Annotated in this window: 24 protein-coding genes and 2 pseudogenes; 10 read left to right on the top strand and 16 right to left on the bottom strand. The window is 38.1% G+C overall.

All coding sequences use genetic code 11. The features are described 5' to 3' along the window. Nucleotides 1-70: 70 nt before the first annotated feature. Nucleotides 71-1765 carry an NAD-dependent malic enzyme gene (locus KZZ04_RS04955; protein WP_058404018.1) on the bottom strand — a complete coding sequence of 565 codons (1695 nt, stop codon included), beginning with the start codon at nt 1763-1765 and terminating at the stop codon, nt 71-73. Between the two features lie 137 nt (nt 1766-1902). After that, complete coding sequence (gene ggt / locus KZZ04_RS04950) at nt 1903-3681, bottom strand: gamma-glutamyltransferase (RefSeq protein WP_138527646.1); 1779 nt, start codon at nt 3679-3681, stop codon at nt 1903-1905. Between the two features lie 96 nt (nt 3682-3777). Between ggt and rrtA the strand changes: the two genes are divergently transcribed. Further along, nucleotides 3778-4362, top strand: a complete 585-nt coding sequence (gene rrtA / locus KZZ04_RS04945) for a rhombosortase (protein ID WP_219422052.1) — start codon at nt 3778-3780, stop codon at nt 4360-4362. A 74-nt stretch (nt 4363-4436) separates the two neighbouring features. On the opposite strand, the gene KZZ04_RS04940 is transcribed toward rrtA, so the two are convergent. The 5 genes from KZZ04_RS04940 to KZZ04_RS04920 form a co-directional block, all read right to left on the bottom strand. Next, complete coding sequence (locus KZZ04_RS04940) at nt 4437-6938, bottom strand: prolyl oligopeptidase family serine peptidase (protein WP_219422012.1); 2502 nt, start codon at nt 6936-6938, stop codon at nt 4437-4439. A gap of 119 nt (nt 6939-7057) precedes the next feature. Then, nucleotides 7058-8218 carry an endonuclease/exonuclease/phosphatase family protein gene (locus tag KZZ04_RS04935; protein ID WP_058404021.1) on the bottom strand — a complete coding sequence of 387 codons (1161 nt, stop codon included), beginning with the start codon at nt 8216-8218 and terminating at the stop codon, nt 7058-7060. Between the two features lie 218 nt (nt 8219-8436). Further along, nucleotides 8437-9585 (bottom strand): 5-(carboxyamino)imidazole ribonucleotide synthase, encoded by a 1149-nt coding sequence (locus KZZ04_RS04930; protein WP_058404022.1) that lies wholly within the window; start codon nt 9583-9585, stop codon nt 8437-8439. A 2-nt stretch (nt 9586-9587) separates the two neighbouring features. Beyond that, nucleotides 9588-10070 (bottom strand): 5-(carboxyamino)imidazole ribonucleotide mutase, encoded by a 483-nt coding sequence (gene purE / locus KZZ04_RS04925; RefSeq protein ID WP_058404023.1) that lies wholly within the window; start codon nt 10068-10070, stop codon nt 9588-9590. Between the two features lie 204 nt (nt 10071-10274). Then, entirely contained in the window at nt 10275-11864 is a 1590-nt protein-coding gene (locus KZZ04_RS04920; RefSeq protein ID WP_082653593.1) for an ABC-F family ATPase, read from the bottom strand. A 518-nt stretch (nt 11865-12382) separates the two neighbouring features. Between KZZ04_RS04920 and KZZ04_RS04915 the strand changes: the two genes are divergently transcribed. Continuing rightward, nucleotides 12383-13591, top strand: coding sequence for a porin (locus KZZ04_RS04915; RefSeq protein ID WP_219422011.1), 1209 nt, complete (start codon nt 12383-12385; stop codon nt 13589-13591). Nucleotides 13592-13804: 213 nt separating this feature from the next. On the opposite strand, the gene KZZ04_RS04910 is transcribed toward KZZ04_RS04915, so the two are convergent. Then, complete coding sequence (locus tag KZZ04_RS04910; protein WP_219422010.1) at nt 13805-14686, bottom strand: alpha/beta hydrolase; 882 nt, start codon at nt 14684-14686, stop codon at nt 13805-13807. A gap of 8 nt (nt 14687-14694) precedes the next feature. Further along, nucleotides 14695-15189 (bottom strand): GNAT family N-acetyltransferase, encoded by a 495-nt coding sequence (locus tag KZZ04_RS04905; protein ID WP_219422009.1) that lies wholly within the window; start codon nt 15187-15189, stop codon nt 14695-14697. Between the two features lie 91 nt (nt 15190-15280). Here KZZ04_RS04905 and KZZ04_RS04900 point away from each other — a divergent pair, with 91 nt between their 5' ends. Then, entirely contained in the window at nt 15281-15481 is a 201-nt protein-coding gene (locus KZZ04_RS04900) for a hypothetical protein (RefSeq protein ID WP_008133044.1), read from the top strand. Nucleotides 15482-15538: 57 nt separating this feature from the next. Here KZZ04_RS04900 and KZZ04_RS04895 read toward each other — a convergent pair whose 3' ends face one another. Beyond that, nucleotides 15539-15733, bottom strand: coding sequence for a CPXCG motif-containing cysteine-rich protein (locus KZZ04_RS04895; RefSeq protein ID WP_058404027.1), 195 nt, complete (start codon nt 15731-15733; stop codon nt 15539-15541). Between the two features lie 214 nt (nt 15734-15947). Here KZZ04_RS04895 and msrA point away from each other — a divergent pair, with 214 nt between their 5' ends. The 3 genes and pseudogenes from msrA (at nt 15948) to KZZ04_RS04880 (ending at nt 18535) form a co-directional block, all read left to right on the top strand. Continuing rightward, nucleotides 15948-16547 (top strand): peptide-methionine (S)-S-oxide reductase MsrA, encoded by a 600-nt coding sequence (gene msrA, locus KZZ04_RS04890; protein ID WP_138527629.1) that lies wholly within the window; start codon nt 15948-15950, stop codon nt 16545-16547. A gap of 176 nt (nt 16548-16723) precedes the next feature. Continuing rightward, nucleotides 16724-17637, top strand: a pseudogene (locus KZZ04_RS04885) (2OG-Fe(II) oxygenase family protein). 154 nt (nt 17638-17791) lie between these two features. Further along, nucleotides 17792-18535: an ABC transporter substrate-binding protein gene (locus tag KZZ04_RS04880; protein ID WP_219422008.1), complete on the top strand. Its 744-nt coding sequence runs from the start codon at nt 17792-17794 to the stop codon at nt 18533-18535. A gap of 68 nt (nt 18536-18603) precedes the next feature. On the opposite strand, the pseudogene KZZ04_RS04875 reads toward KZZ04_RS04880, so the two are convergent. Beyond that, nucleotides 18604-18954, bottom strand: a pseudogene (locus KZZ04_RS04875) (TonB-dependent siderophore receptor); the annotation flags it as partial. A 155-nt stretch (nt 18955-19109) separates the two neighbouring features. Between KZZ04_RS04875 and KZZ04_RS21175 the strand changes: the two are divergent. From KZZ04_RS21175 to bktB, 4 genes are all read left to right on the top strand, one after another. Further along, entirely contained in the window at nt 19110-19664 is a 555-nt protein-coding gene (locus tag KZZ04_RS21175) for a diguanylate cyclase (RefSeq protein WP_368735884.1), read from the top strand. Nucleotides 19665-19739: 75 nt separating this feature from the next. Next, nucleotides 19740-20441 (top strand): metal-dependent hydrolase, encoded by a 702-nt coding sequence (locus KZZ04_RS04865; protein WP_219422007.1) that lies wholly within the window; start codon nt 19740-19742, stop codon nt 20439-20441. A gap of 200 nt (nt 20442-20641) precedes the next feature. Further along, entirely contained in the window at nt 20642-21265 is a 624-nt protein-coding gene (locus tag KZZ04_RS04860) for a thiamine biosynthesis protein ThiC (protein WP_219422006.1), read from the top strand. A gap of 367 nt (nt 21266-21632) precedes the next feature. After that, nucleotides 21633-22823 carry a beta-ketothiolase BktB gene (gene bktB, locus KZZ04_RS04855; protein ID WP_219422005.1) on the top strand — a complete coding sequence of 397 codons (1191 nt, stop codon included), beginning with the start codon at nt 21633-21635 and terminating at the stop codon, nt 22821-22823. A 214-nt stretch (nt 22824-23037) separates the two neighbouring features. Here the strand turns inward: bktB and KZZ04_RS04850 are convergent, their stop codons facing one another. The 5 genes from KZZ04_RS04850 to KZZ04_RS04835 form a co-directional block, all read right to left on the bottom strand. Then, nucleotides 23038-23346: a DUF6419 family natural product biosynthesis protein gene (locus KZZ04_RS04850; RefSeq protein WP_219422004.1), complete on the bottom strand. Its 309-nt coding sequence runs from the start codon at nt 23344-23346 to the stop codon at nt 23038-23040. Between the two features lie 346 nt (nt 23347-23692). Next, a complete protein-coding gene (locus KZZ04_RS21170) occupies nt 23693-23821 on the bottom strand; it encodes a hypothetical protein (protein ID WP_257903546.1) in 129 nt (42 codons plus the stop codon). 35 nt (nt 23822-23856) lie between these two features. Beyond that, nucleotides 23857-24411, bottom strand: a complete 555-nt coding sequence (locus tag KZZ04_RS04845; RefSeq protein WP_219422003.1) for a GNAT family N-acetyltransferase — start codon at nt 24409-24411, stop codon at nt 23857-23859. A gap of 21 nt (nt 24412-24432) precedes the next feature. After that, nucleotides 24433-24786: a hypothetical protein gene (locus KZZ04_RS04840; RefSeq protein WP_368735883.1), complete on the bottom strand. Its 354-nt coding sequence runs from the start codon at nt 24784-24786 to the stop codon at nt 24433-24435. A 164-nt stretch (nt 24787-24950) separates the two neighbouring features. Beyond that, a complete protein-coding gene (locus KZZ04_RS04835) occupies nt 24951-25262 on the bottom strand; it encodes a hypothetical protein (RefSeq protein ID WP_219422002.1) in 312 nt (103 codons plus the stop codon). Nucleotides 25263-25363 lie beyond the last annotated feature (101 nt).

The following is a 25363-nucleotide window of genomic DNA, read 5'->3' as shown; positions in this document are numbered from 1 at the left end:
TTGCCTGTTTTTTGTTATTAGCTGTAACTTAACGTACAGCCTGAGTTACTTTAAATTACGAGTACCGTAATTAAACACTGCAACGTTTGTAGTTGCGGTATTTTGGCAACCAGTAATTTTTATCTATTGCTGCCCAAAGAGCATCGTCAGAAATTTCTAATGCTACGCCCTCTTCTATCGCTTTTTTAGCAATAGCAAATGCAATGCGTTTACTTAGCGTTTCAATTTCTGTTAGCGCGGGTAGTAAACTACCTTTTCCGCTGTTTGCACGCGGTGAAGACTCAGCAAGCATTTCACTCGACACGCTAAGCATAGCATCGGTAATACGTGTTGCTTTAGCAGCAATAACGCCTAAACCAATACCAGGGAAAATATAACTATTGTTACACTGTGGAATAGGGTAAGTTTCACCATTGTATTGAACAGGATCAAACGGGCTTCCTGTTGCAACTAATGCTTTACCATCGGTCCATTTAATTACATCTTCCGGGTGTGCTTCTACCTGTTTAGACGGATTACTTAATGGGAAAATTATAGGTTGTTCACACGTTGAATGCATTGCGCGTATTACTTGCTCTGTAAACAAACCTGGCTGACCCGATACACCAATCAATATATCTGGTTTTGCACAGTGCATTACATCCAGTAGCGACGCATATTCACCGCTGTAAGTCCAATCACTTAACGCATTAGTTGGCTGTGCTAAAGCTTGCTGGAAATCTCGCAAACCTTCCATTCCATTCGTTAATAAACCAAAACGGTCCACCATAAATACTTGGCTACGTGCTTGCTCTTCAGAGATACCTTCAAACACCATTTGGCTAATAATTTGCTCAGCAATACCACAACCGGCAGAGCCAGCCCCAACAAACACCACTTTTTGTTGGCTTAATGTTGAGCCTTTAACACGACAGGCGGCTAATAAAGAGCCAACCGTGACTGACGCTGTGCCTTGAATGTCGTCATTGAAGCTACAAATTTCTTCACGGTAGCGCTTAAGAAGTGGCATTGCATTAGGCTGTGCAAAATCTTCAAACTGAAGTAAAACACTTGGCCAACGGCGCTTAACCGCTTTGATGAATAGATCTAAAAACTCATCGTACTCGTCTTGCGCAATACGCTTATGGCGTGCGCCCATGTACATTGGGTCGTTTAACAGTTTTTCGTTATTGGTACCTACATCAAGCATTACAGGTAAGGTGTATGCTGGGCTAATACCCCCACATGCGGTGTAAAGCGATAATTTACCAATAGGAATACCCATGCCACCAATACCCTGATCGCCTAAGCCTAAAATACGCTCACCATCAGTTACCACTATTACTTTTACTTTACCTTTTGTCGCATTACGTAAAATATCGTCAATTTGGTAACGATCTTCATACGAAATAAACAAACCGCGTGCGCTACGATAAATATCGGAGAACTTTTCACAGGCATCGCCCACCGTTGGGGTGTAAATAATTGGCATCATTTCTTCAAGGTGATCGCGCACTAGGCGGTAATAAAGCGTTTCGTTGTTATCTTGAATTGCACGTAAATATATGTGCTTATTAAGATTGTCGGTAAAGCTTGAATATTGTTGATAACAACGCTCAACTTGCTCTTCAATTGTTTCAAAGCGTGGGGGAAGTAAACCTGCAAGGTTAAAGTTTTCGCGCTCTTTTTTACTAAATGCACTGCCCTTATTCAGTAAAGGCGTTTCAATAAGGCCAGGGCCAGAGTGATGAATATATAGGTAATTAGGATCAGTATTTGTTGTCATATTTCCAGGCTTTAATGGAGTCTTAAGTTATGATCTGTCATTATCAATGCTCAGAATTTAAATGCAATGAACATAGTACTTGTCAGACCATTGAGAATACAAACACGCACATAGGTCGTGTTTGTATTATACATAATTTAAAATTTGAAAGTGGCGTTATTATCAGATAAATCAGAGAGCGCAACGCCTTCGCGGCGCGGATCTGCTGCGCCATACAGCTTATTATTTTTTACTTCTACGCCATGCAAACCCGAGTTTAGATCTAACACACGTACTTTATGACCTCGAGCAGAAAGTGCTGGTTCAAGTGATTCAAGAGCGGTGCCTTTTTCAAGACTGGTGTAGTCATTACGATTAGTCGTACGCGGCAGGTTTATTGCCTCTTGCACAGATAAGTTCCAATCTAAAACGCCAACAACGACTTGAGCAACGTAATCAATAATACGGCTGCCACCGGGAGACCCTACAACTAAACGTAAGCTGCCATCTTCATTAAACACCATAACAGGTGACATAGAACTACGCGGTCGTTTGCCTGGCTCTACACGGTTAGCAACTAATTTGCCGTTTTTACGAGGTGAAAGTGAGAAGTCAGTGAGTTGGTTATTTAAAATATATCCATTAACCATCACCGTTGAGCCAAATGCCATTTCAATTGAGCTGGTCATTGATACCGCATTACCAAAGCTATCAACAATAGATACATGAGATGTAGAAGGCAGTTCATACGAATCATCTTGTGCGTAACTTAAAAAATTAACAGGGTTGCCAGCAACCGCTTGCTGATCTTTTTCGGTTATGAGTTTTGCACGTGATTTAATGTAGTTTTTGTTTAATAATTCTTGTGTAGGTACCTGAGTAAAATCTGGGTCACCCATATATACATTCCTATCGGCAAACGCAATGCGTGACGCTTGGCTAAAGTAATGAACAGCCTGTTCGCTATTAGGTGTTAGAGCCGAAATATTTGTATGCTCTAGTAAACCTAACATTTGCAAAACAGCCACACCACCACTACTAGGTGGTGCCATAGAACACACATTGTATACGCGGTATTTTATACATACCGCGTCACGCTCTTTGCTTTTATAATGTGCTAGGTCTTGCTGCGTTAATGTGCCGGGTGCAATTTTTGATTTTTGCACTGCTTTAACTATTTGTTTAGCATTTTCGCCTTTATAAAACGCATCTATTCCTTTATGAGCGATGGCTTTGTATAAATCAGCAAGCGGCTGGTTTTTTTTAATGCTACCCGCTTCAATGAGTTTACCTTTTGGGTAAAAATATTCATGTATCACCGGCATACTAATAACACCTGGATTTAATTGACGCGCTAATAAACCATGCAATCGAGGCGATACCACAAAACCTTCTTGGGCAAGTTTAATAGCGGGTTTAAATAGCTCATCCCAAGGCAATACGCCATATTGCTTATGCGCATTAGCAAAGGCATGTAACACGCCTGGCACACCTACAGAACGTCCGCCAACAACGGCTTCAATCCATTTAACCGCTTTACGATGTTTATTTAAAAATAAGTTCTCATCAGCATTTTTAGGGGCCGTTTCTCGTCCATCAAAGCTGGTTAACTTATTATTTGATTTGTTGTAGTACATCATAAATGTACCGCCACCAATACCCGATGATTGTGGCTCAACAAGCGTTAAAATAAGTTGAGTGGCGATTGCTGCATCAACGGCACTGCCGCCTTTTGCTAATATTTGCCTCCCCGCTTGTGACGCATACGGATTGGCTGCTGCCACCATATATTTATCACCTTTAACAATTTGCTTAGCATTGATTGAGGTAGTGGCTTCTGGTTCACGAACTTCTATTTTGGTGGGCTCTTTTGACAGTACCGGCAAAGACAAAACACCTAAGCCAATAGCAAATAATGAGTTAAGTTTAAAATGCATAAAAAATACTAAAAACACTTAATTACAATGGGTAATTGGCATCTTAAAGTTAAACAGGCACAATATGCAAAAATTAACACTAAAAAATACAATAAAATGCTTAATTTACCTATTCAGCCTCGTTATATTTTACCGCCCCTTTGCCTGATACTTTTTAGCACTGTTTTTGCTGCATTTGATTTAAATTATTTACTTGAATTTAACCGCAACTTTGTTGAACAAGGTGAAGTATGGCGAGTGTTCACCAGCCAGTTTGTGCACGCTAATTGGGCACATTTAGGTTTAAATTGCGGGGGGATATTTCTAATTTGGCTATTGCACGGCGAATATACGACACCTACACATTATACAACTAATATATGTTTGCTTGCTCTTTGGTGTGGACTCGGTGTTTATTGGTTTTGCCCTAATATACATATTTATACAGGGCTCAGCGCCCTACTACACGGTGTAATTATTTGGGGGGCAGTGAAAGATGTCACGTTGGGGCTAAAGTCGGGTTATTTGTTGTTTATAGGTGTATGGGTAAAAATAGCGTTTGAGCAATTTAGCGGTCCAAATGCCGACATAGGTAAGTTAATAAACTCTACTGTTGCAATAGATGCACATTTAATAGGTGCTATAGGTGGCACACTGCTTGGCATACCTTTGGCAATTGCATACTTAAAAAATAACGATTAGGCTTTCCAATATTAATAAAAACGCCGCGTTAGTAAACGCGGCGTTTTTTTATACTTAAATTTAAAAATTTAAGATTAAAGCGTTTCTTTAAATAGCTTATAAATACGGCGGTATTCATCTAACCAACTTGAAGGCTGCACAAAACCATGCGGTTCAACGGGGAAGATAGCCGTTTCAAAGTTTTCTTTTTCAAGCTCAATTAAGCGCTGTACTAAACGCACTGAGTCTTGAAAAAATACGTTATCGTCTACCATTGGTGCATTTATTAATAACGGCTTATTTAACCCTTCAGCAAAGTAAATAGGTGAGCTGCGCTCGTATGCAATGGGATCCACATCTGGGTGGTTTAATATATTACCCGTATATGCTGTATTATAGTGTGCCCAATCGGTTACCGGGCGAAGCGCTGCACCTGATTGAAATAACTCTGGTGCCGTAAATAACGCCATAAAGGTCATAAAGCCACCATAAGACCCGCCATACGTGCCTACTGCCTTAGTATCCACGTTAGCATTTTCAGCCATCCATTTAACACCATCCGCTAAATCTTGTGTTTCTGGCGTGCCCATTTGGCGATAAATTGCTGCACGCCAGTCGCGTCCATACCCTTTAGATGCGCGATAATCCATATCCATTACCACGTAACCTTCATCAGCCAATAACGAATGAAACATAAACTCTCTAAAGTAAACAGACCAACCCATGTGTGAGTTTTGTAAATACCCTGCACCGTGATTAAAAATCACCGCTTTACGGGTTTTACCACTTTCGCCTTCTACGTAATCAGCTGGGTAGTATACCTTGGCGTATATTGGCTGATCTGTATGGCTTGATGGCACTGCAACTATTTTAGGTGCCGTTAATTTTTTAGCTAAAAACGCGTTAGATACCGTATTAGTTAAACGTGTTGCCGTCGCATTAGCTTTAGCATCTGTTACATATAGCTCAGCAGGCATGGTAATTTTAGAGTGTACTAGCAATAATTTACTTTCATCTGGGCTTAACGTGTAGTCGGTCATGCCATTTAAATCAGTAATTTTTTCACTTACAGCTGTTTGTGGATTTACACGAAAAATTTCGTATAAGCCTGGGTGTTCAACATTTGCTTTGTAATAAATAGCAGAATCGTCACTTGTAACTGTTGGGTTTGATACCTCAAACTGACCTTGAGTTAACGCAATGGCTTTACCGTTTAATGGTTTTTTATAAAGTTGGCTGTAACCTGACTCTTCTGAAAGGTAATAAAGAGTATTTGTGTTATTTAACCAGCCAAAATTATTAAATGCATAAGCAATCCATGCATCGTCATGTAAACGATGCTGCGACACGAGTGTATTATTTTCAAAGTCTACGGTTGCAATCCAGCGATCTTTGTTGTCCCACGCTTCAAGCATAATAGCAACTTGCGAACCATCGTTGTTCCACACTATTGGGCTTTGACCTAATCCCCACCCAGTGATCAAATTAATAGCGCGGGGTGATTTTTTTGATTCATAGGTTTTGCCTAGTCGTGCATAATTTTCTTTTTTGACACTGGCTAATACATCTTCATCAAAACCTGGCAGCGTATCAAACGCTAGCGTGTTTTGTGTTTTATCATTTAAATTTATGTATATAAGTTGTGATGTTTCTTCTGTTGCATCAGCAATACGACGACGAACTTTTTTAGGGGCTATGGTTGCGTCATCAGTCACATAATGTGGCATTATATCGGTGTCACTGCGCCAGCTAGATTGCTTTTTCACAACCACCAATAACGCATCACCGTTTGGAGAAAGTTCTACTTTATCAACTTTATTGCCTTTGCCTAAATAGTAACTTGTATCCGCTATAGAGGTATTTTGCTCGTTTATTTGTGTATTACGCGCGTGCTTATCTTTTTTATTTTTGTGTTCAAGGGCAATATATTCAATAAGTTTGTGTTGTTCTTTTGCAATGTACGAACTTGGCTCGCTAATTCCTTTTGGTTTATCAGCAAGCTTTAAGTTAGCAATTTCTTGCGTTAACCCCGTCACTAAATCGACTTTAAAAAACACATTCCCTTGACGATAAGCCAATGCGCCATCATTTAAAAACTGTGGATTGGATTCATTAACCGAGCTATGGGTTACTTGGCGAATTGTGTCAGTTTTTACATTTTTAACAAACACATTGCCTTTAAACACGTAGGCTTGCATTGCTTTATTGTTTGAAAAAACTGCGTTTCTAGCGCCCAGTGTATGTAGCTTACTCAATGCGACTTGTTCAGCTGTTTGAGACGTTAATGACTGGCTAAATAAATCATGTAAGGTGTTACCTTGTTGCTTTTGAGCATAAATAATTGTTGCTGAATCAGTACCCCAAAAAGCATTTTGAGGTTGGTTACCTATCCAATCAGGATCAGCCATTGCTTGTTTTAATGTAATTTTTTCAGAGCCAACATCGGCAGGTGTACTTACCACCGCCTCAACTTTATTTGTTACCGAAATATTATTTTTAGATGATGTGTTTGCAGTTGCACTACAACCCGCAAGCATAACACTTGAGGCAACAGCCAATGCGACTAACGTTTTAGATGAGGAAAAATTAAAGATCATAGTGCTTCTATACCGTTATTATAATTAACACGTATTTAAGCAGAAGCACCAAAGTTAATGCAATTTTTTAAGATAAATAGCCAATTAACAGGGTAAAGCTCTGTTTACTCATTCCTTAATTATTTAATTGCTAAATCAAGCCACACTAAACGATGATCGCTTGATGCCGTTCTATCTTTAATTAACCGATATTGCTCGCTTGATTCAACTGGCCAAAATACCCCGCCATCTTTTATTTCTAACCCATAAGTCGATGGTAATACATAATCAACACGTGCCTGCCAATTGGCAGTAAAGCGTTTTGCATAGGAAAACTCGTATTGCTGCTTAGCACCTTCACTTTGAGGTAAAAAGCGAGCATTGATTAATGGATTATTAAGTAATTGATCGGTTGTTTCTAAACGCGCTTTGTCACCTTCGGGTGCTGCATTTAAATCACCCAAAATAACAAAACGAGACTGCGTCTCTAGCCCGCCTTTTTGTCCATTATCGTCGTATAAATAGTTAGCATTTGCTACGTAGTCAGCAATTAATCTAATTTCGTCATGGTTACGTTTGCCATTTCTATCTTCTTCGCCATCAAACACCGGAGGCGTAGGATGCGAGGCTAATATATGCACTGCTTTGTTATTAATAACAACCGGTACATCCCAAAACGATTTAGAACTTAACCTAAGAGCTTGCCACTCTTGAGCGCTATACCAATTCTCACCTGTTTTTGGCATTAACGGCATTTGGGCATTAGGCATATCTTTGTATTTAAAGGTTTGAAGAGTTCTAATTTTGTCAAAATCGATTGGGTACTTAGATAGTATGGCCATCCCATAATGCCCTTCAAAAAAGCCAAAGCCTTGGGCATCACCCATTACTTTACTTTTTTTACCATCGTTATCTAGGTCAAACTCTGTCGCAAGGCCCGTATTAACGGGTGCTATATAAGAATAAGGGTAATCAATGGCGGTTTGCTGGTTTTGGCTTACGTTTAAGTAATGTGTTTTAAAGTAATCAATACCTTGTTCTTTAGGAACAAAGTCAAACTCGTTTAGTAAAATAATATCTGGGCGAACGCGCTGGATAATTTCTGCAATATTTTTAATCTGTTGTGTGTTTGAGGTAAGAGCTTTGACTAAGGCATCACTTTTAATAAGCTCGCCTTTGGCAGTGTAATTTGTAGCATCCATACTGACATTGAATGTGGCAACACGAATAGACTCTGTCGCATGAATATTGACACTCAAAAACGTGGCGACTAACGCGCCATAAATTAGTTTAGATTTCATTTAAACACTCACCTTGAAATAATTGGTTTTATTATTTCATAATGTAGTGCGTTTTTGTTTTTTTACAGACAAAAAATGCCGAGTAAACTCAGCATTTTTTAATTAAGGTGCAATTTAATTTTGGCTCGAGGTATTTCACCTAAAGTTCTGAGTAAATGCGGCATAAAGCGTCTTGCTTATTTAACTGAGAAAAGGCTCATCCGTCCTGCTCAAGGCCCCTAGCCTAAAATTAGTTTTTCTGCCGTTTTTAAAATACCCGGGTAATCGTGCTCTGGTAAATAATCAGTTAATTGACTTAACTTGTCTGACAGGTCATTCATATTGTGAGCCGATACATTAATATGACCCATTTTACGACCTGGCTTCGCCGCTTTACCGTACCAATGGCTTGTTACGTCAGGTAATGTAAGTACCTCAGCAGGGATGCTTGCTTGTCCAAGCACATTGATCATAGCCGTAATATGTTTTAGCTCAGTATTTCCAAGTGGTAAACCTGCAACGGCACGCATATGATTTTCAAATTGCGAACAATGACAACCTTGCTGAGTCCAATGACCTGAATTATGGACTCGTGGTGCAATTTCATTAACTAATAGTGTGCCCATTACATCAAAAAACTCTATGGCCAATACACCCACATAGTTAAGTTCGTTAGCAATTTTAGTAAATGCGTCGTTTGCTTGTGCTTCTACCTGTTTATTATTTTTACCAGCAACAGAAAGCGTTAGCACACCGTTGGTATGCTCGTTTTCTGTTAACGGATAAATAGCAACATTACCGTGTTTATCTCGCGCACCAATAATAGAGACTTCTCGATCAAACGGGATCATTTTTTCTGCAATAATCGTGTGCGGCGCATCCTGTGACCCTGATGCTATAAAATCAGCCATTTCTGACCAAATTTGTTCTATTTGATCATCTGATTTTAATCGCCATTGCCCTTTACCGTCGTAGCCTGCTTGGCAGGTTTTTATTACAAGTGGCTTACCTAGGTTTTTAGCAGCAAGTTCTAAATGTGCTTTTTCAGTAATTAGCTGATAAGGCGCACATTCAACCCCTGTTTTATTAAGTAACGCTTTTTCTAGTGCTCTATCACCACCTGTTTTAATTGCGGCTTTACCCGGATAAAACTTGTTGCTATTACAGCATAGCGTTAAAACATCATCAGGAATGTGCTCAAATTCAGCCGTGATTGCATCAGCTGATTCAATAGCTTGTTCAAGCGTTGTTGTATACACTTCACCCGTTAGCGGGTGAACAATTTTTTGGCTGCCAACATCGTAAGCAACTACATTCAAATTAAGTGGTGCGCCTGCAAGGCTCATCATACGTGCAAGTTGTCCTGCACCTAAAATTAAAATATTCATCGTTACTCAGCAGGATTTGGGTTAGCTAATATTGTGTCGGTTTGATTTTTACGAAATGCTTCGATTTTTTCAAAAATCTCAGGGTTATAGCAACCTAAAATTTGCGCAGCTAACAAACCTGCGTTTGCAGCGCCAGGCTCACCAATGGCCAAAGTCCCTACTGCAACGCCTTTAGGCATTTGACAAATCGAAAGTAGCGAGTCAACGCCATTAAGCGCTTTAGACTTTACTGGCACGCCTAAAACAGGAACCGATGTAAAAGCAGCCGCCATACCCGGTAGATGGGCAGCGCCACCTGCGCCTGCAATAATAACTTTGATGCCGCGTTCTGCAGCTGAGCTTGCATAATCAGCAAGTAATTGAGGAGTGCGATGTGCAGATACAACTTTGGTTTCGTACTTAATGCCAAACTGCTCTAGCATAAGCGCAGCGTGTTCCATGGTTGGCCAATCTGATTTAGAACCCATAATAATGCCAACAGTCATAAATACTCCTCAGTAATGTATTTTAAAATAGCGGACTTATGTCCGGTTTTAGGCGGGTATTATACCCAAACACGTTTAATTTGCGAGGTTCGAATGATATTAAATGAAGATTAACGGCTAATTTTTTATAAATAATAAACATAAAACAAAAACAAAAAAAGCCATGTTAAACATGGCTTTTTTAATTCTGTAATTACAAAGTAACTAGGCTTCTTTACTTGCTAGGTACTCTGAGTAATTACCTCTAAAGTCGATTATCTTACCGTCTTTAATTTCCCATATGCGGGTAGCAACAGAAGATACAAATTGGCGGTCATGCGATACAAACAACAACGTGCCTTCGTAAGCTTCAAGGGCTAAGTTAAGCGCTTCAATTGATTCCATATCCATGTGGTTGGTTGGCTCATCCATTAATAATATGTTTGGTTTATGCATCATGATTTTGCCAAACAACATACGTCCTTGCTCACCACCAGATATTACTTTTACTGACTTTTTAATGTCGTTTTGCGAAAACAACATACGACCTAAAAAGCTACGAACAACTTGCTCATCATCGCCTTCTTGCTGCCATTGCTCCATCCACTCAAACAAGTTCATGTCTTTTTCAAATTCGTCGGCATGATCTTGTGCGTAGTAGCCAATGTTAGCGTTTTCAGACCACTTAAATTCACCCGCTTTTGGCGCAAGCTTTCCTGCCAACGTATTAAGTAGCGTTGTTTTACCCACGCCGTTTTCACCAATTATGGCAATGCGCTCGCCTACTTCTACTAAACCTTCTAGGCCTGTGAATAACGTATTGTCTTCAAAACCTTGGCTAAGGCTTGTCATTTCTAGTGCGTTACGAAACAGTTGTTTTTCTTGGTCAAAACGAATAAATGGTGTTTGACGAGACGAGGCTTTTACTTCGTCTAACTGAATTTTGTCAATACGCTTAGCACGCGATGTAGCTTGCTTAGCTTTAGAGGCATTAGCCGAGAAACGTGATACAAATTGTTGTAGCTCTGCAATTTGGCTTTTCTTTTTGGCATTTTCGCTTAATAAACGTTCGCGTGCCTGCGTTGCTGCAAACATGTACTCGTCGTAGTTGCCTGGATAAATACGAAGCTCGCCGTAATCTATGTCAGCCATGTGCGTACACACAGAGTTTAAAAAGTGGCGGTCATGCGAGATGATGATCATAGTACAATCGCGCTGGTTCAATACATCTTCTAACCACTTGATCGTGTAAATATCCAAGTTATTGGTAGGCTCATCAAGTAGCATTATATCTGGGTCAGAAAACAACACCTGAGCAAGTAGTACTCGCAATTTAAAACCAGGCGCAATTTCAGACATGGGCCCGTAATGCTGCTCAGTAGCAATACCAACACCTAATAAAAGCTCACCGGCTTTAGATTCGGCAGAGTAACCGTCCATTTCAGCAAATTCTGTTTCAAGATCGGCTACTTTCATACCATCTTCTTCACTCATTTCTGGTAAAGAATAAATACGATCCCGCTCTTGTTTAATATCCCATAACTCTTTGTGACCCATTATCACTGTATCGATTACAGAGTATTCTTCGTAAGCAAACTGGTCTTGGTTTAGTTTAGCAACGCGCTCATTTGGATCTGTGCTTACATTACCTGAAGATGGTTCAAGCTCACCGCTTAAAATTTTCATAAACGTTGACTTACCACAACCATTTGCACCGATTAAACCGTAGCGGTTTCCATCGCCAAATTTTGCTGAGATATTTTCAAATAATGGTTTAGCACCAAATTGCATGGTGATATTAGCTGTACTAATAATAGCGCTACCCTCCAAAGGAGTTTGTGATGTATTTAATTTGCGCGCAGTTTATATCAAAAAGGGCATTTTTTCTATCAAAAATCGAACTTAACAAGCACTGAAACTTAATTATTAAGGGTGTGCAATTCTTATTTTATTTTTATATTTAACTTATGATTTGAAGTGAATTTAAAACCCAATAAAACTTGATTACGCAGATTTTTGAATACTCATCACGGTGATGCTATTCCACTGAAAAACAACAAGATTAGAGCTTTTACACTAAAAATTAATTTATAGCTAACGTGAAAAAACATCATAATAATTAATTATTTTTAAGGTTGTAAATTTTCAGACTGCTTATGTATTTACTATAAAAATACACTTTAATAACAACTTAAAAACACAATTAACCCACCGTGAATGTCTACATAATATATGAATAATTTCGATGATGTTTTTTCACTTTTTACCAATAAAGGTGTTTGTTAGTGTGCCTTGCACTTACCATTTTACCGACGTACACAAGGCAGTACACAATGAAATTGAAATTAACATCAATGCTGATAGCAACAATGATTAGCCCTTCGGTATTCTCTGAAGTAAACGTATACAAGGACGAGCGTAATTCAATGAGCGTGGGTGGTTTTATCGACGTAAGGATTATAAATACACAAAATCAAACAGAAGTTGTAAACGGTACATCGCGTATAAACTTTAAATTTGATCGCGAACTTAAGCAAGGCTGGACTGCATTAGGGCGTGTAGAATGGGGTGTAAACCCTGTAGGTAGCAGCAATATTGTTTACAACAACCGCTTTGAATCAATTCAAGATGAGTTTTTATATAATCGCTTAGGTTATGCCGGCATTTCGCACGAAAAATATGGCAAAATTACTATTGGTAAGCAATGGGGGGCATGGTACGACGTTGTTTATGGCACCAACAACAGCTTTGTATGGGATGGTAATGCAGCTGGTGTATATACCTACAACAAAGACGATGGCGCAGTAAACGGCACCGGCCGTGGCGATAAACTTATTCAATATCGTAACAGCTACAACGATTTAAGTTTTACACTGCAAGCACAGCTTAAAAACAGCGAATTTTTCACCTGTGATGTAAGCGATATAACTGAATATGAATGCGAGACATTGTGGAACACTGGCGATAGCGCTGCACAGGAAGTTGAGTTTAACTACACCTTTGGTGCCTCGGTTACTTACACCCCTACAGACATGTTAACGCTTACAGCCGGTGTAAACCGAGGTGAGTTTGATTTAACTTACGGCGATGGCTCTACACAAAATGTTGAAGATTTAATATACGGTGCAGGTATTATGTGGGGCTGCGTAGATCAAAAAGGTTTTTATGTTGCCGCTAATATTAATAAAAACAAAAATCACGATACCGATAACCTTGGTCGCTTAATTAAAGACGCAATGGGTGTAGAAACATTTGCATCGTACCGCTTTGATAATGATTTTCGCCCTTTTATCGCCTACAACGTATTTGACGCTGGTGATGATTACGTCATTCAACCTAACTTTAATACCGATCCTAACGATGTATTTAAACGTCAATTTGCTATTATTGGCCTTCATTATTTAATTGACGAAGACACGATTGCGTATATAGAGGCCCGTAAAGATTTTAGTGACTTTGAAAGCAACAATAAAGATCAGCAAGCCCAAATGGAACAGTCGGAAGATGACGGAATCGCATTTGGATTTAGATACCAATTATAAAATTATAATTTGCCCTTTCATGCCCTACTAAGTTAGGGCGTTTTACCTGAGACACTACCTACTCTTTGACAATAATCATATCTTTTAAACTCTTAGTTAAGATTAACTTTAACCAATATAGTATGATGTGTTCTTTAATAAAATTAAAAAGGAATAGCCTTAATCACAAGAGCTATTTCGTCAATTACTTACTACTTTAAGTTGAGCGACATATTAAGGTGTTTTATTTAAAAACCTTTGATATCCGCCTAGCGCATCAGCAACACTCAATAGTGGATTGTCGTTATGTTCGGCATTGGGGTTAATAATAGATTCCCACAGTAAGTTGTTATTATGGTTGGTTTTAAATGTCTGCTCTAAATTATTATATGCCTCTAACATTAACGGGTGCTCATCCCCACCTACCGACAAAAACAAATAGGTTGGCTGCTTAAACGCCTCCTTATTTGATTTTAAAAACGTATCAACCTTACTTACTACTGTCATATCGTCGTACCAAGCAGCAGGGCTAAACGCAAAATAGCCATTAAATAATTCGGTTTTTGTATGAAATACATACAACACAAAACTTCCACCAGCAGAAAACCCACTTAGGACACGGTTATTGTTTAGCTTAAATTTACTCGATAAATAAGGCAGAAGCTCTATTTCAATAAACTGTAAAAACTTATCAGCCTCACCATTAGGCTGCGTTCCATCATCTAATCTAGCTTCAGTATTAACCTCTTGGCGTGCGTAAGGCGGCACTAGGTCGCGATTACGAGAAGATACAAAAAATAAGTTTGGAATAGCCACTAGTATTGCTTGCTTACCACCTTGTTTTTTAGCAAGCATAGTTAAAGACTCATCCCATTTATCTAGGTTAAAATTACCATCTGTTTTAATAATTAAAGAATACGTTTTATTAGCATCGTAATTACTCGGTAATCTAATAAAAATTTTACGCGTTTCATTTAATACTTTTGAATCGATTGTTACATCTGTATAGGCCGAAACATAATGGTTATAATAACGGCTGCCTAAAATAATTAAGCTCAATGCAATCACAGCAAATACTAAGTTTACTAAGTAATTTTTATTTATGTGTATAGCCATATTTTTCTCTATGTATTAAAATGACAAAACCAAACGCTGCTTTTATTTTCGCTAAGTTGAAACCCTAGCCCATTTAGCAAATTACACGAGGCTATATTGCGACTGTCTACCTCGGCATAAATAGTTTTTAACTTAAAAATCATCACTAATTCAGGTATTAACGCTACAAGCGCCTCTTTCATGTAACCCTTACCCCAAAAATCCGGCGCCATCTCAAAACCTAAAAAAGCACAGCTTACTTGTTCATTAATTTTATATAGGCCACAACTACCAATCACTTTGTTTAGAGTATTATGCGTAATCGCTAAACGTATAACTTCCCCTTCATAGTAGCCGCTAATATCATCTTGTATTAATTGCTTTACATCACTTTTAGATAGCGGGGTTAAATAGTCATTAAATTTACTAACCAACGGGTTGTTTAAAATAGCATGTAAACTAGTTACATCTTTATGAGATATTAAACGCAGCGATATACGAGGCGTATTTATTTTTTCAAACATGATTTAAATACAGGGCAAATTGCTCTTTATGAACCTGCATTATTAACTTACCATAGTGCATTAACAAGCATTATATAACGAGCACACAAGTATGAGTGACGAATTTAAAGTAATACAACCTACCACAACTGTGTATTGTCCTAAGCGCGGCGAGGGCTGGACCCTAACCGGCATTACTAATATAAATGAGTTTACCTCAGTCATGTTTGATGGCACACGTTACACTCTACCCGCACGTGAAATAGTGGAAGAGCTACTCCCTAACCAGCTAGCTCGAGAACAAAATAAGTAACGCCCCATCAATAAAAAAGGCTACAGTTATGCAGCCTTTTTTATAATTTACGCCAATTTAAAATGTATCGTCTTCACTGTATACATTTACCTTTAGCTCGCCGTCTTCTTCAAATACAACAAACGAAATAGGCTTACAGCATACTTGGCAGTCTTCTATGTATTGCTCATCAATATCTGCAGCATCTAGTAATACCTCTATAACTTCACCGCAATACGGGCAGCTAATTGATTCCTCAGTTAATTGGTTCATCTAACACCAGGTAAATTACATCATCAATGAATTAACCTTAATCAACACGGTTAAACTTTTCAACTGCGTTTTTAGTGGCATACATAGTATTAAAATATAAATTAGACACTTTTGACCAAAACCAAATTTGTTAGCTAAAAATATGAAATACCTTTTGTACTTGATAGGTCTAATTAAACGTATAGTTAAATTAATTCTAAAGGTGGATATTTTTATGAAAAAAACACTCTCATTAACGTTAGCGTCTACCCTCGTTTTATTTAGCACACTCTCTTACGCAGAAGAGACAAAAAAAGCAGTGCTTGCAGGAGGTTGCTTTTGGTGTATGGAATCAGACTTTGAGAAACTTGAAGGCGTAACCGACGTAATATCTGGCTTTACGGGGGGTAAAATTAAAAACCCTACATATAACGGTAATCATAAAGGACACTATGAAGCGGTTGAAATCACCTATAAACCTAGCATTGTAAGCTATCAAGAAATACTCAATCATTATTGGGTTAATATTGACCCTTTTGATCCGAAAGGCCAATTTTGCGACAAAGGCCCCAGTTATCGCAGTGCTATATTTGTTGCTAATGATGAAGAACGTAAATTAGCAGAGCAATCCAAACAACGTGTTATTAAAGAGTTTCCTAATCAAACCGTTGTTACGCCAATTTTAAATACAACGGTGTTCTACCCTATCAAAGGAAAAGAAAGTTACCATCAAGATTACTACAAAAATAACCCTATCCGTTATAACACTTATCGCTGGCGATGCGGACGAGACAGTCGCCTAGAAGATATTTGGGGCGACAGAGTTACGCATTAAAATAAAAGGCTGCATTTAATGCAGCTTTTTAACGCTTAAAAAGGCATTAAACGATGCTATTATTAATTTTTTATTAATACTGTTTATTTTATTGTCCAGTTTATTAATAATTAACTCCACAATAAACTTAACTCCTAGATTGTTAAACCTGTATTAAATAACTGGAGTTACATCGTATGAAAACCAAACAATTACAATTAGCCCGTGCTCTAGATTTACCAACACGCCAAGAAATGTTAAACCGTGATCACTCGGTACAGCAGTTTTGGGCAAGCAACGACGACCTAATTTCAGACGCTTGGAAAGAATGGGAAGCAAGCGAAGTTGACGCTTCTACCTTTACGCTAGACGATTCGTTACTCGATAAAAATTTACGCGAAGCCGTACAACAAGCATGGGAAAATCCATCTAAAGAGCATTTAGTAAAAGCGCTTTTAGAGGAAGTGGCACCTGATGTGTTTCAGTTTCAATTTTTTGATCCTGAGCGCCTAACGTTTTACGTGGCTACCTTGAACAAGTATGGAACTCTAATATTCCTATGCGCCCACCTTACGGTATTGTATTAAACCGCCGCGGCGTTATGCTCGATAAACGATCAGAGGGCTATTTAGCAGCGCCAAGTTTTCAAGCATTTTATAACGAAATGCTAAACACTTATATGCGCCCTATTTCGCGTTTATTATTTCCTGAAATTACAGGTTACGACACGCAAACATTTGGTTTTTCTATTTACTATGACCCAAGTACAGATGCGTCTATTCGCCCACATACTGATGCATCAGCGGTAACGTTAAATATTAATTTAAATTTACCGGGTGAGGAGTTTACCGGTTCTGAGCTTGATTTTTACGACCAAGTTACAGGTAAAGTAACTCAACTTAGTTTTACGCCAGGTTTCGCGATGATCCACAGAGGAAGTGTGGCACATGCTGCTAAACCCATAACCAGTGGCGATAGAACCAACTTTGTACTGTGGTTGTTTGGCGACAGCGGGCGTTTACCAGCTCAAGGCGCACAACGCCCAGTAATAGAGGCTACAAAGCGCTGGACTACTCCAGTAACAACACCCGATGGCTACGCACCATTTTAAATACCCCGGTATAAAACTGATATCAATCAGCCCATCAAAGCTAATTAAAGCTAATTAAAGCTAATTAATAATTAGTTTAATGGGCTTTTTACTTGTTGCTTTACACGTTAATAACTATCTTTTAAACATTAATAGTTAATTTATTACAGTAGAAATGACGTTAAACAGCATTTTAATAGCCGCATTGTTATTACCACCCATCGTTAATGCATCAATCACTGAGCAAACGCTCGTAGTAGGTTTTGGTGAAAAACTTCCCCCTTTCGTATTCCCTGATTCAAATAGTGGTCTAACAGTAGATATTATTACAGCGGCTTTAACACCTTTAGGCTACACAATTGAGTCTCGATATTATCCTTACACTCGGCGTGTAAAAGAGTATAAAAAAGGAAATATCGATGTAGTAGCAGATATTAATTTAAATACTGCAAACGGAAACAGCCTAAAAGGTTATTTATCATATGCGTCTTATACATACGAAAATCTAGCTTTTGCTTTAAGTAAAAACAACTTTAAATTGAGTGAAATAGCCGATTTGAAAAATTATAGTCTATTGTCATGGCCAAGTGCTGCCATTCACTTAGGAGATGAGTATGCAAATATGGCTAAAGCTAATCCATTGTATAACGAAATACACGACCAATCGCTTCAAGTTAAATTTTTGTACTTAGACAAGGTAGATGTTATACAAATGGATAAACAAAGCTTTGACTACTTTCGCGCAAATATAAAAGATATTGATACAACACAAAAAATTGATAGGTTCCCTTTATTTGGAAAAAGCCCTAATGGATATTTATTTAAGTCTAAAAAAGTACGCAATGACTTTAATTTACAACTGCAAAAACTCAAAGAATCCGGCGAGTACAAGCAAATTTTTGATGGATACTTAAAATAATTAATTTAAAAACAAATAGGCTGCCTATATAAGCAGCCTATTTGTTTATATCGTTTTCATGGATACGTTTAAAACTTATAGGATGCAGAAAACTTAACGTTTCTTGGTGTACCAGGTTGTACCCATGCATCGGCAAACGAGTTTGTGTAATACGTTTCATCAAACAGGTTATTTACCTCAGCCGTAATACCAATGGCGTCTGTTACATCGTAATTTACAAAAGCACGGGCTGTTGTGTAGCTTGGTAGTTCAAAGTCGGTACCAAAAAAGCCGTTACGCTTGCCCACATGTAATAAACCACCACCAAACTTAATGGCTTTACCGTAAAGCGCTGTTGATTGCACTAACTGTAAGCTAAGCTGTTGCACTGGCACATTTAATAGTGATGCGCCCGCTTCTACTGTGTAACCAAAATTCGCTGTGATAAAAACCCACCTCAAACAACATTAGATGTGAGTGTAAAGTCGGATACAAAACGGTTTGGTTTCACTGCTTATTTGTAAGGTTAACTGACCAAAGACAAACCAACCGAAGTCCCCAGCAAGAACAATTAGTAGAAGTAATTTTACATGACGTGACCGAACGCGCAGAGCGCGAGTTTCAAACCCAATTTGAAGCCGATCACGATCCACTCACTGATCTATTTAATCGCCGTGCAGGCGAAAAGCGCCTAAAAAAAGCACTACGTGAATGCGCTAAACATGGTCAACATCTTGTGCTTATTATGATTGATTTAGACAAATTTAAACCCATTAATGACACCTATGGTCACGAAGCCGGTGATAAAGTGTTGATAGAGATAGCAAACCGCTTTAAAAAACGATTCAATAACAATACTGACATATGTATCCGCCTAGGCGGTGACGAATTCATTGTTGCGCAGCAAATTAATAATTACGATAAAACCGCAACACAGAACCAAGCCATAGCCCTGCTCGATGAGCTACAGCAGGACATTAGTATTTCTCAAACTAAAAAATGCGCAGTCGGTGCAAGCATAGGTATTGCAGTAGCCCCTAACGATGGCAATGAACTACTTGAATTGATGTTCAACGCTGACAAAATGATCTACCACGTAAAAGAAACAGGCCGCGGAAATGTTGCATTTTATGACGAGTTAAAAAAATAAGATGCTCTAAAGTAAATTGAACAATTAAGTTTTCAATTGCTAAAATGCCAACCTATTTTCCTATCAAGATATACAATGGCAAACTTCAATACTCATCTTAATACTGCTGTTATCATCACCGGCTTAAGCTCAGCCGCTCTTTTATCGGCAGGCCATATCGATTTAAACAGCGCACTTTGGTTATGGTTTTTAGGCTCAATTGGCGGCCTATTACCCGACATAGATTCTGATAACTCCACATCACTCGATACTATTTTTAACTTATTTGCTCTTTGTGCTGTATTAATAGTAATGCATTACATAACCACCGAGCTAATCATCCAAATTAGTTTTGTAGAGTTAGTTGTAGTGCCGTTATTAGTATACGGATTTATGAAATACGTTATCAGGCCCATTTTTGAGTGGTTCACAGTACACAGAGGTAGCTGCCACTCTTTATTATTTATACTGTTATGCGCCTTGTTAACAACACAAGTAACCTGGCAATTGAATGACCAATCAACCATATATTCAGCCACCTTTGCCTGGTTAACAGGTGGCTTTATTGTACTCGGCGGGTTAATACATTTATTACTCGATGAAATTTACAGTGTCGATTTAAGTAATGTAGAAATTAAACGCTCTTTCGGAACCGCTTTAAAAATAGCTAATTTCGATAATAAATTAATTACGTTGGCGTCTGTTATTGCCATTGCAGGTTTAATCTATGCAGCCCCACCTACAATGCAAACTATCACTTTGTTAAGTGATTGGTCTCGTTTTAAGCTTATATCTTAGTCAGTTTAATCTTGGGCTCCTTTAGTGCCTTGGTAACTCAAACTGACTACAACATTGCTAAAGTGCTTGGCACTCTTTGGTACAAAATATTTTTATAATTTTAAACGAAATAATTAAATAGTTTCACCTGTCTTATACCTGCAAGTTCGAAAGTTTTGCATCACTTAAAGCGTCAAACATAAAATTATAAGAGGTCCATAATGGAATTTACGAATAAACGCACCCCACTAATTGCAGCATCTCTATTATTGGCATTAGCGATAACACAGGCTATTTTTACAGCGCTTTACAGTGGCGGAATTAGCTTTTCAAGACAGTATGCATGGGGTTTAGAAGCGGTGCTTTTCACTGTACTTGTTGCCTTTGCAAGTGCTGCTATGGTGCAAGCAAAAAACGCTCAATTAGGCTGGTCGGCAATCACATTTAGCGCAGTTCTTAACATAATACAAGTAAGTATTGGCCTAACTTTATTTTCAACATTTGGCAAAGTTGCAGGTGCAGTAGAAGGCGCACAACCTTTAATTGGTGGTGTAGTGTCTTTATCATTCATGATTTACTACGCAGCTAAATTATTATTAGGCTTAGCAGCACTTGTATTCGGCCTCTCTTTTATTGCCAAAGGCGGCAAAGCCATTGGTAGCCTTACAGCCCTTGCTGGCGGTGTTGCAATGCTTGCCAATGCTATATTAATTATATTTGGCCGTGATGGATTTCTGCCATCAGGCGTTGCCGGTGCTTCGGGCATGATTGCAACATTACTTTTAGCAATTTGTTTATTTAGTCTTAACCGTAAAGCAGATCAAGGCTCAATATCACACGAGTGATAATCTGTTTATAAAGGATCTATCAACATCGGCGAATATACTCTATCCGCCGATTTTTTTACGTTTAAAGCATTCGCCGTACATATTCCAACTAACAAGTTCAAACGCTATTTACGTAATCATAAAATATAGAACCGACCCCATTTTTATTTAATTTGTTTGTAAAATAAGAGCTTCAATCTATTAAATATAAAGAGCGAGTGAACAAAGCAGTCCTTCCACAGGCTTCAAATGGGTAACAATACTTATTCATTATGACTTAGCCTTTTATACCCACCTTGTTAATATGTTAGAGTATTTTAAAAAGACTAAGTTTAATGATTTAGCTTACCCTACTACACTAATAAATTAATAATAAAGAGAAAAAATGACAAAATCTAACACCGGTGTTGTTGTATTGAGTGCTGTAAGAACAGCAATTGGTAGTTTTGGCGGAACCCTAAAAAACTTTTCCCCTGCAGAGCTTGGTACCCTTTGCGCTAAAGAAGCAATCAAAAGAGCAAATATTCCTTTAAACCAAATAGGTTCAACCGTTATTGGTAAGGTAATACATAATGGCCCAAAAGATGCTTACCTATCACGGGTTATAGGCATAGATGCCGGGCTGCCTATAAACAGCCATGCAGTTACACTAAATCGCTTATGTGGTTCAGGCCTTGAAGCCATAATACAAGCAGCGCAACAAATTCAATTAGGTGATGTAGATGCAGCCCTTGCTGGTGGAACAGAAAGTATGAGCACATCAGCTTATACACTTCAAAGTAACCGCTGGGGGCAAAAAATGGGCAACAGCGTAATGCTTGACGAGCTCACAACAACATTACAAGATCCTTGGGATAACAATCCTATGGGGATAACCGCAGAAAACGTTGCAGAAAAATATGCAATTAGCCGCAAACAACAAGATGATTACGCAGCGCAAAGTCACCTTAAAGCAGCCAGAGCGATTGAACAAGGTCACTTTAAGTCGCAAATAGTGCCAATAGAAATTACATCACGTAAGGGCACGCACCTTTTTGATACCGACGAACATGTTCGTGCCGATACTACAGCCGAAAAACTTGCCACTTTAAAGCCCTACTTTAAAAAAGATGGCACCGTTACCGCAGCAAGCTCATCAGGTATAAACGATGGCGCAGCCATACTTGTACTTATGTCTGAACAAAAAGCCCAAGAACAAGGGCTTAAACCAATTGGACGACTCATTGGCTATGCTCGTGCTGGTGTTGAACCCTCATTAATGGGAACCGGACCTATTCCTGCTGTACAGCAAGTATTTGAAAAAACCGGCCTAACAATCAACGATATGGATATAATTGAATCTAATGAGGCTTTTGCAGCCCAAGCCTTATGCGTAGCAAATGAGTTAAACTTTCCTGCACACAAGGTGAACCCGAATGGCGGCGCCATTGCCTTAGGCCACCCGGTTGGCGCAACAGGCGCTATATTAACTACAAAATGCCTTCACGAGCTGAAGCGTATAAATGGTCAGTACGGTTTAGTCACAATGTGTATTGGCGGCGGGCAAGGAATAGCAGCCATTTTTGAAGCGCTTTAATTTTAGGCCTCATTAGGTTTAACCTTAAAATTTTTTTCACAAAGAGAGTTTAGAAGCGCTTTGCTTATAGAGGAGGTAAAAACGTATGGGCTATATTTTGCGTATACCACCTATTGCATATCTGTTTGTGAAAACCGCTTTTAACCTTTTTTTACAAAGAAAATAAGCGCTGTTTCAACATATAAGTTAGCTATAAAACATGAGCCAATCTCATCTACACAACATGTTTTAAAGTTAACTTTCTAACCCCAAAAAAAATACCGCCAAATGAGACTATAAATAAAATCGGTAAAAACAGTAATGCATTGGTGTTGTCTATATTTATAGCTGGGCATCCAATAACTGCCAGCGTATTAATTAGTAGCAATATTAAACTTGATTGCAGGTAGCCTTTGTAGCCTATCCCCCCTGCAAACAACAGCATAATAAATGAACCTGATATTGCAGGCGTAAAAGGTGCGGCGGCGAGTAACATACAAGCAAACGAAAATATAACAGCACATCCTATTATTACTCTAAACATAACAACCTCCATGGTGAATGGCTTTTAATCCAAGTAGTTTTAACTTTTAAATTGAGAAGTTTTAGACCTGCTAAGTGACCTAGGGCTGTAATTTCCTAAAATATATAAGTCACCTAGATAAAAAGCCTATAATTTAACAACATAACAGTGACTAAAGACCCTAAAAACAGCAAAACTAGCGTTCTTTCAGGTATTGCGTGAATCACAATAGATGTCATTTTTTTTAATACCGATAAAGGCGGCAAAAACAGCATAGAGTAACGCTCAAAACGCTTAAATTTATTAATTAACTTGAATATAAAAAGTTTAATCCCTGACGTGTAAACCAACACAAAGGTAGAAGCCCTTAAAACTCAACCATCGCCATCATTTCAAGCCCTAACATAATTTCTGGGCCTGCAATAAAAAACACAATGACTAAAGCTAACGACTGCCAAACTCCTTTGGCTATAATGTTTTTTAACTTAAAAAGCATGTTTTTCCCTTATTATTTCTTTTTATATCAAGCTGTTATTGATATTTAAATTCAGTTTTTAACAACCCAAAGCATTTAAGATCGTGAAATTGGTTTTTCCAATAACCGCTATGGCGCCTTATACCCTCTTCTTTAAAGCCTACTTTTAATAATACAGCTTCAGACGCGGCATTACCCAAAACAGTATCGGCTTGTATTCTGTGTATGTTACACGCCAATTTACCTGCAAAAGCTGCTTTTACAATACAATTTACAGCGTCTGTTACATACCCTTTACCCCAATAATCCGGGTGCAGGTCATAGCCAATAACAGCACTTTGAATTTTGGCGTTCCATGAATTAAATCCACACGTACCAATTAGTTTATTAGATTTTTTTAACCGAATAGCCCAGCGAATTCCTTTATTTTCATTAAAACGAGAATTAAATAACGTAATTAAATTGCTAGCTTGGGTTAAGTCAGTCATTGCTTCTAAATCGTAATATTTTATAACCGATTGGTTTGAAAAAAGCTCAAACAGAGCCATAGAATCTGCAGGTGTTAATTGGTCAAGAAAAATGTGTGAGGTGTTTAATTTTGGAAAATCCATTTCATTCCTATTCAGTATCCATTATTTTACGTCTGCTAATACAAACCTTAACTTAAATTCGTAATATGCCAAAATGATTACAAACCCGGCCTCGAGTACTATAAACATAATGCCAATTAAACTGGCTGTTTGCACATAATATAAAAGTATAGCAATGCATATAAAGGCCCATACAACGTTACCTATTGCTAATACAGTGATTGTATAAACAGGCTTAGCAACTAAAAAAGCAAGGTTTAAAGCGTAAATTCCATAAATAACATTGGCACTTGCAAGTAAAACAACAATATTTACAGGTAGATTATACAAAACCGAAACCCACTCTAATAAAGCAAATAACAATACACCCACGCTAAAACCTGCCGCGCCATCCACGTGTAATATGTTTATAGCTGAATCCTCTCCTTGCTAATTAATAGCAAGTAATAAAGCAAACTTATTAGCTAAAAACATACTATTGTATCTAACAGTAAACTTCATATAATCACTATGAATTTAATTTTTAAGATGGTTTTTAAGTAATTTTTAATATCCCGTTTTTATAAAAATAACCTCAAGGTAAATCCAAGTGCGCATAGCAATCCACCTGAAAACATAAGCCATTGTTGTACTCTGGAAATACCTATAGTTGGTGTTTTTTTTGATTTAAAAATATCTGCAAAAGGTGAGAAAAATATTTTCGGCATTAACGATAAACTAAGCAGCATTAAAAAGGCCCCAATACTCATTATTAGATCTTCGGCTTTAAATTCGATAATCAAAAAGTCGTAAATACCGCTAATTAATAACAAAAAAGCAAAACTAATACATAGCGTAAACGCTACTTGTTCTCTTGTTGATAAATTATTCATACAAAGTCCTTTTTACATAAAATTTTGATCAATAAATTAAACGAGTTACGGTAATAAAACCAACTGTAATTTGTAACTACTTATTAGTTAACCTTAATATT

Origin of the sequence: Pseudoalteromonas sp. CR1 (assembly GCF_019392235.1) — a bacterium.
In the GTDB taxonomy this organism is placed as follows: Bacteria; Pseudomonadota; Gammaproteobacteria; order Enterobacterales; family Alteromonadaceae; genus Pseudoalteromonas.
Note: the sequence above shows the minus strand (reverse complement) of the source record. Positions and strands in the feature narration are given on the sequence as shown.

Bases quoted from the DNA above. Each gene is read 5' to 3' on its own strand.
- KZZ04_RS04955 (WP_058404018.1), bottom strand. From the start codon at position 1,765: ATGACAACAAATACTGATCCTAATTACCTATATATTCATCACTCTGGC.
- ggt (WP_138527646.1), bottom strand. From the start codon at position 3,681: ATGCATTTTAAACTTAACTCATTATTTGCTATTGGCTTAGGTGTTTTG.
- rrtA (WP_219422052.1), top strand. From the start codon at position 3,778: ATGCTTAATTTACCTATTCAGCCTCGTTATATTTTACCGCCCCTTTGC.
- KZZ04_RS04940 (WP_219422012.1), bottom strand. From the start codon at position 6,938: ATGATCTTTAATTTTTCCTCATCTAAAACGTTAGTCGCATTGGCTGTT.
- KZZ04_RS04935 (WP_058404021.1), bottom strand. From the start codon at position 8,218: ATGAAATCTAAACTAATTTATGGCGCGTTAGTCGCCACGTTTTTGAGT.
- KZZ04_RS04930 (WP_058404022.1), bottom strand. From the start codon at position 9,585: ATGAATATTTTAATTTTAGGTGCAGGACAACTTGCACGTATGATGAGC.
- purE (WP_058404023.1), bottom strand. From the start codon at position 10,070: ATGACTGTTGGCATTATTATGGGTTCTAAATCAGATTGGCCAACCATG.
- KZZ04_RS04915 (WP_219422011.1), top strand. From the start codon at position 12,383: ATGAAATTGAAATTAACATCAATGCTGATAGCAACAATGATTAGCCCT.
- KZZ04_RS04910 (WP_219422010.1), bottom strand. From the start codon at position 14,686: ATGGCTATACACATAAATAAAAATTACTTAGTAAACTTAGTATTTGCT.
- KZZ04_RS04905 (WP_219422009.1), bottom strand. From the start codon at position 15,189: ATGTTTGAAAAAATAAATACGCCTCGTATATCGCTGCGTTTAATATCT.
- KZZ04_RS04900 (WP_008133044.1), top strand. From the start codon at position 15,281: ATGAGTGACGAATTTAAAGTAATACAACCTACCACAACTGTGTATTGT.
- KZZ04_RS04895 (WP_058404027.1), bottom strand. From the start codon at position 15,733: ATGAACCAATTAACTGAGGAATCAATTAGCTGCCCGTATTGCGGTGAA.
- msrA (WP_138527629.1), top strand. From the start codon at position 15,948: ATGAAAAAAACACTCTCATTAACGTTAGCGTCTACCCTCGTTTTATTT.
- KZZ04_RS04880 (WP_219422008.1), top strand. From the start codon at position 17,792: ATGACGTTAAACAGCATTTTAATAGCCGCATTGTTATTACCACCCATC.
- KZZ04_RS04865 (WP_219422007.1), top strand. From the start codon at position 19,740: ATGGCAAACTTCAATACTCATCTTAATACTGCTGTTATCATCACCGGC.
- KZZ04_RS04860 (WP_219422006.1), top strand. From the start codon at position 20,642: ATGGAATTTACGAATAAACGCACCCCACTAATTGCAGCATCTCTATTA.
- bktB (WP_219422005.1), top strand. From the start codon at position 21,633: ATGACAAAATCTAACACCGGTGTTGTTGTATTGAGTGCTGTAAGAACA.
- KZZ04_RS04850 (WP_219422004.1), bottom strand. From the start codon at position 23,346: ATGTTTAGAGTAATAATAGGATGTGCTGTTATATTTTCGTTTGCTTGT.
- KZZ04_RS21170 (WP_257903546.1), bottom strand. From the start codon at position 23,821: ATGCTTTTTAAGTTAAAAAACATTATAGCCAAAGGAGTTTGGCAGTCG.
- KZZ04_RS04845 (WP_219422003.1), bottom strand. From the start codon at position 24,411: ATGGATTTTCCAAAATTAAACACCTCACACATTTTTCTTGACCAATTA.
- KZZ04_RS04835 (WP_219422002.1), bottom strand. From the start codon at position 25,262: ATGAATAATTTATCAACAAGAGAACAAGTAGCGTTTACGCTATGTATT.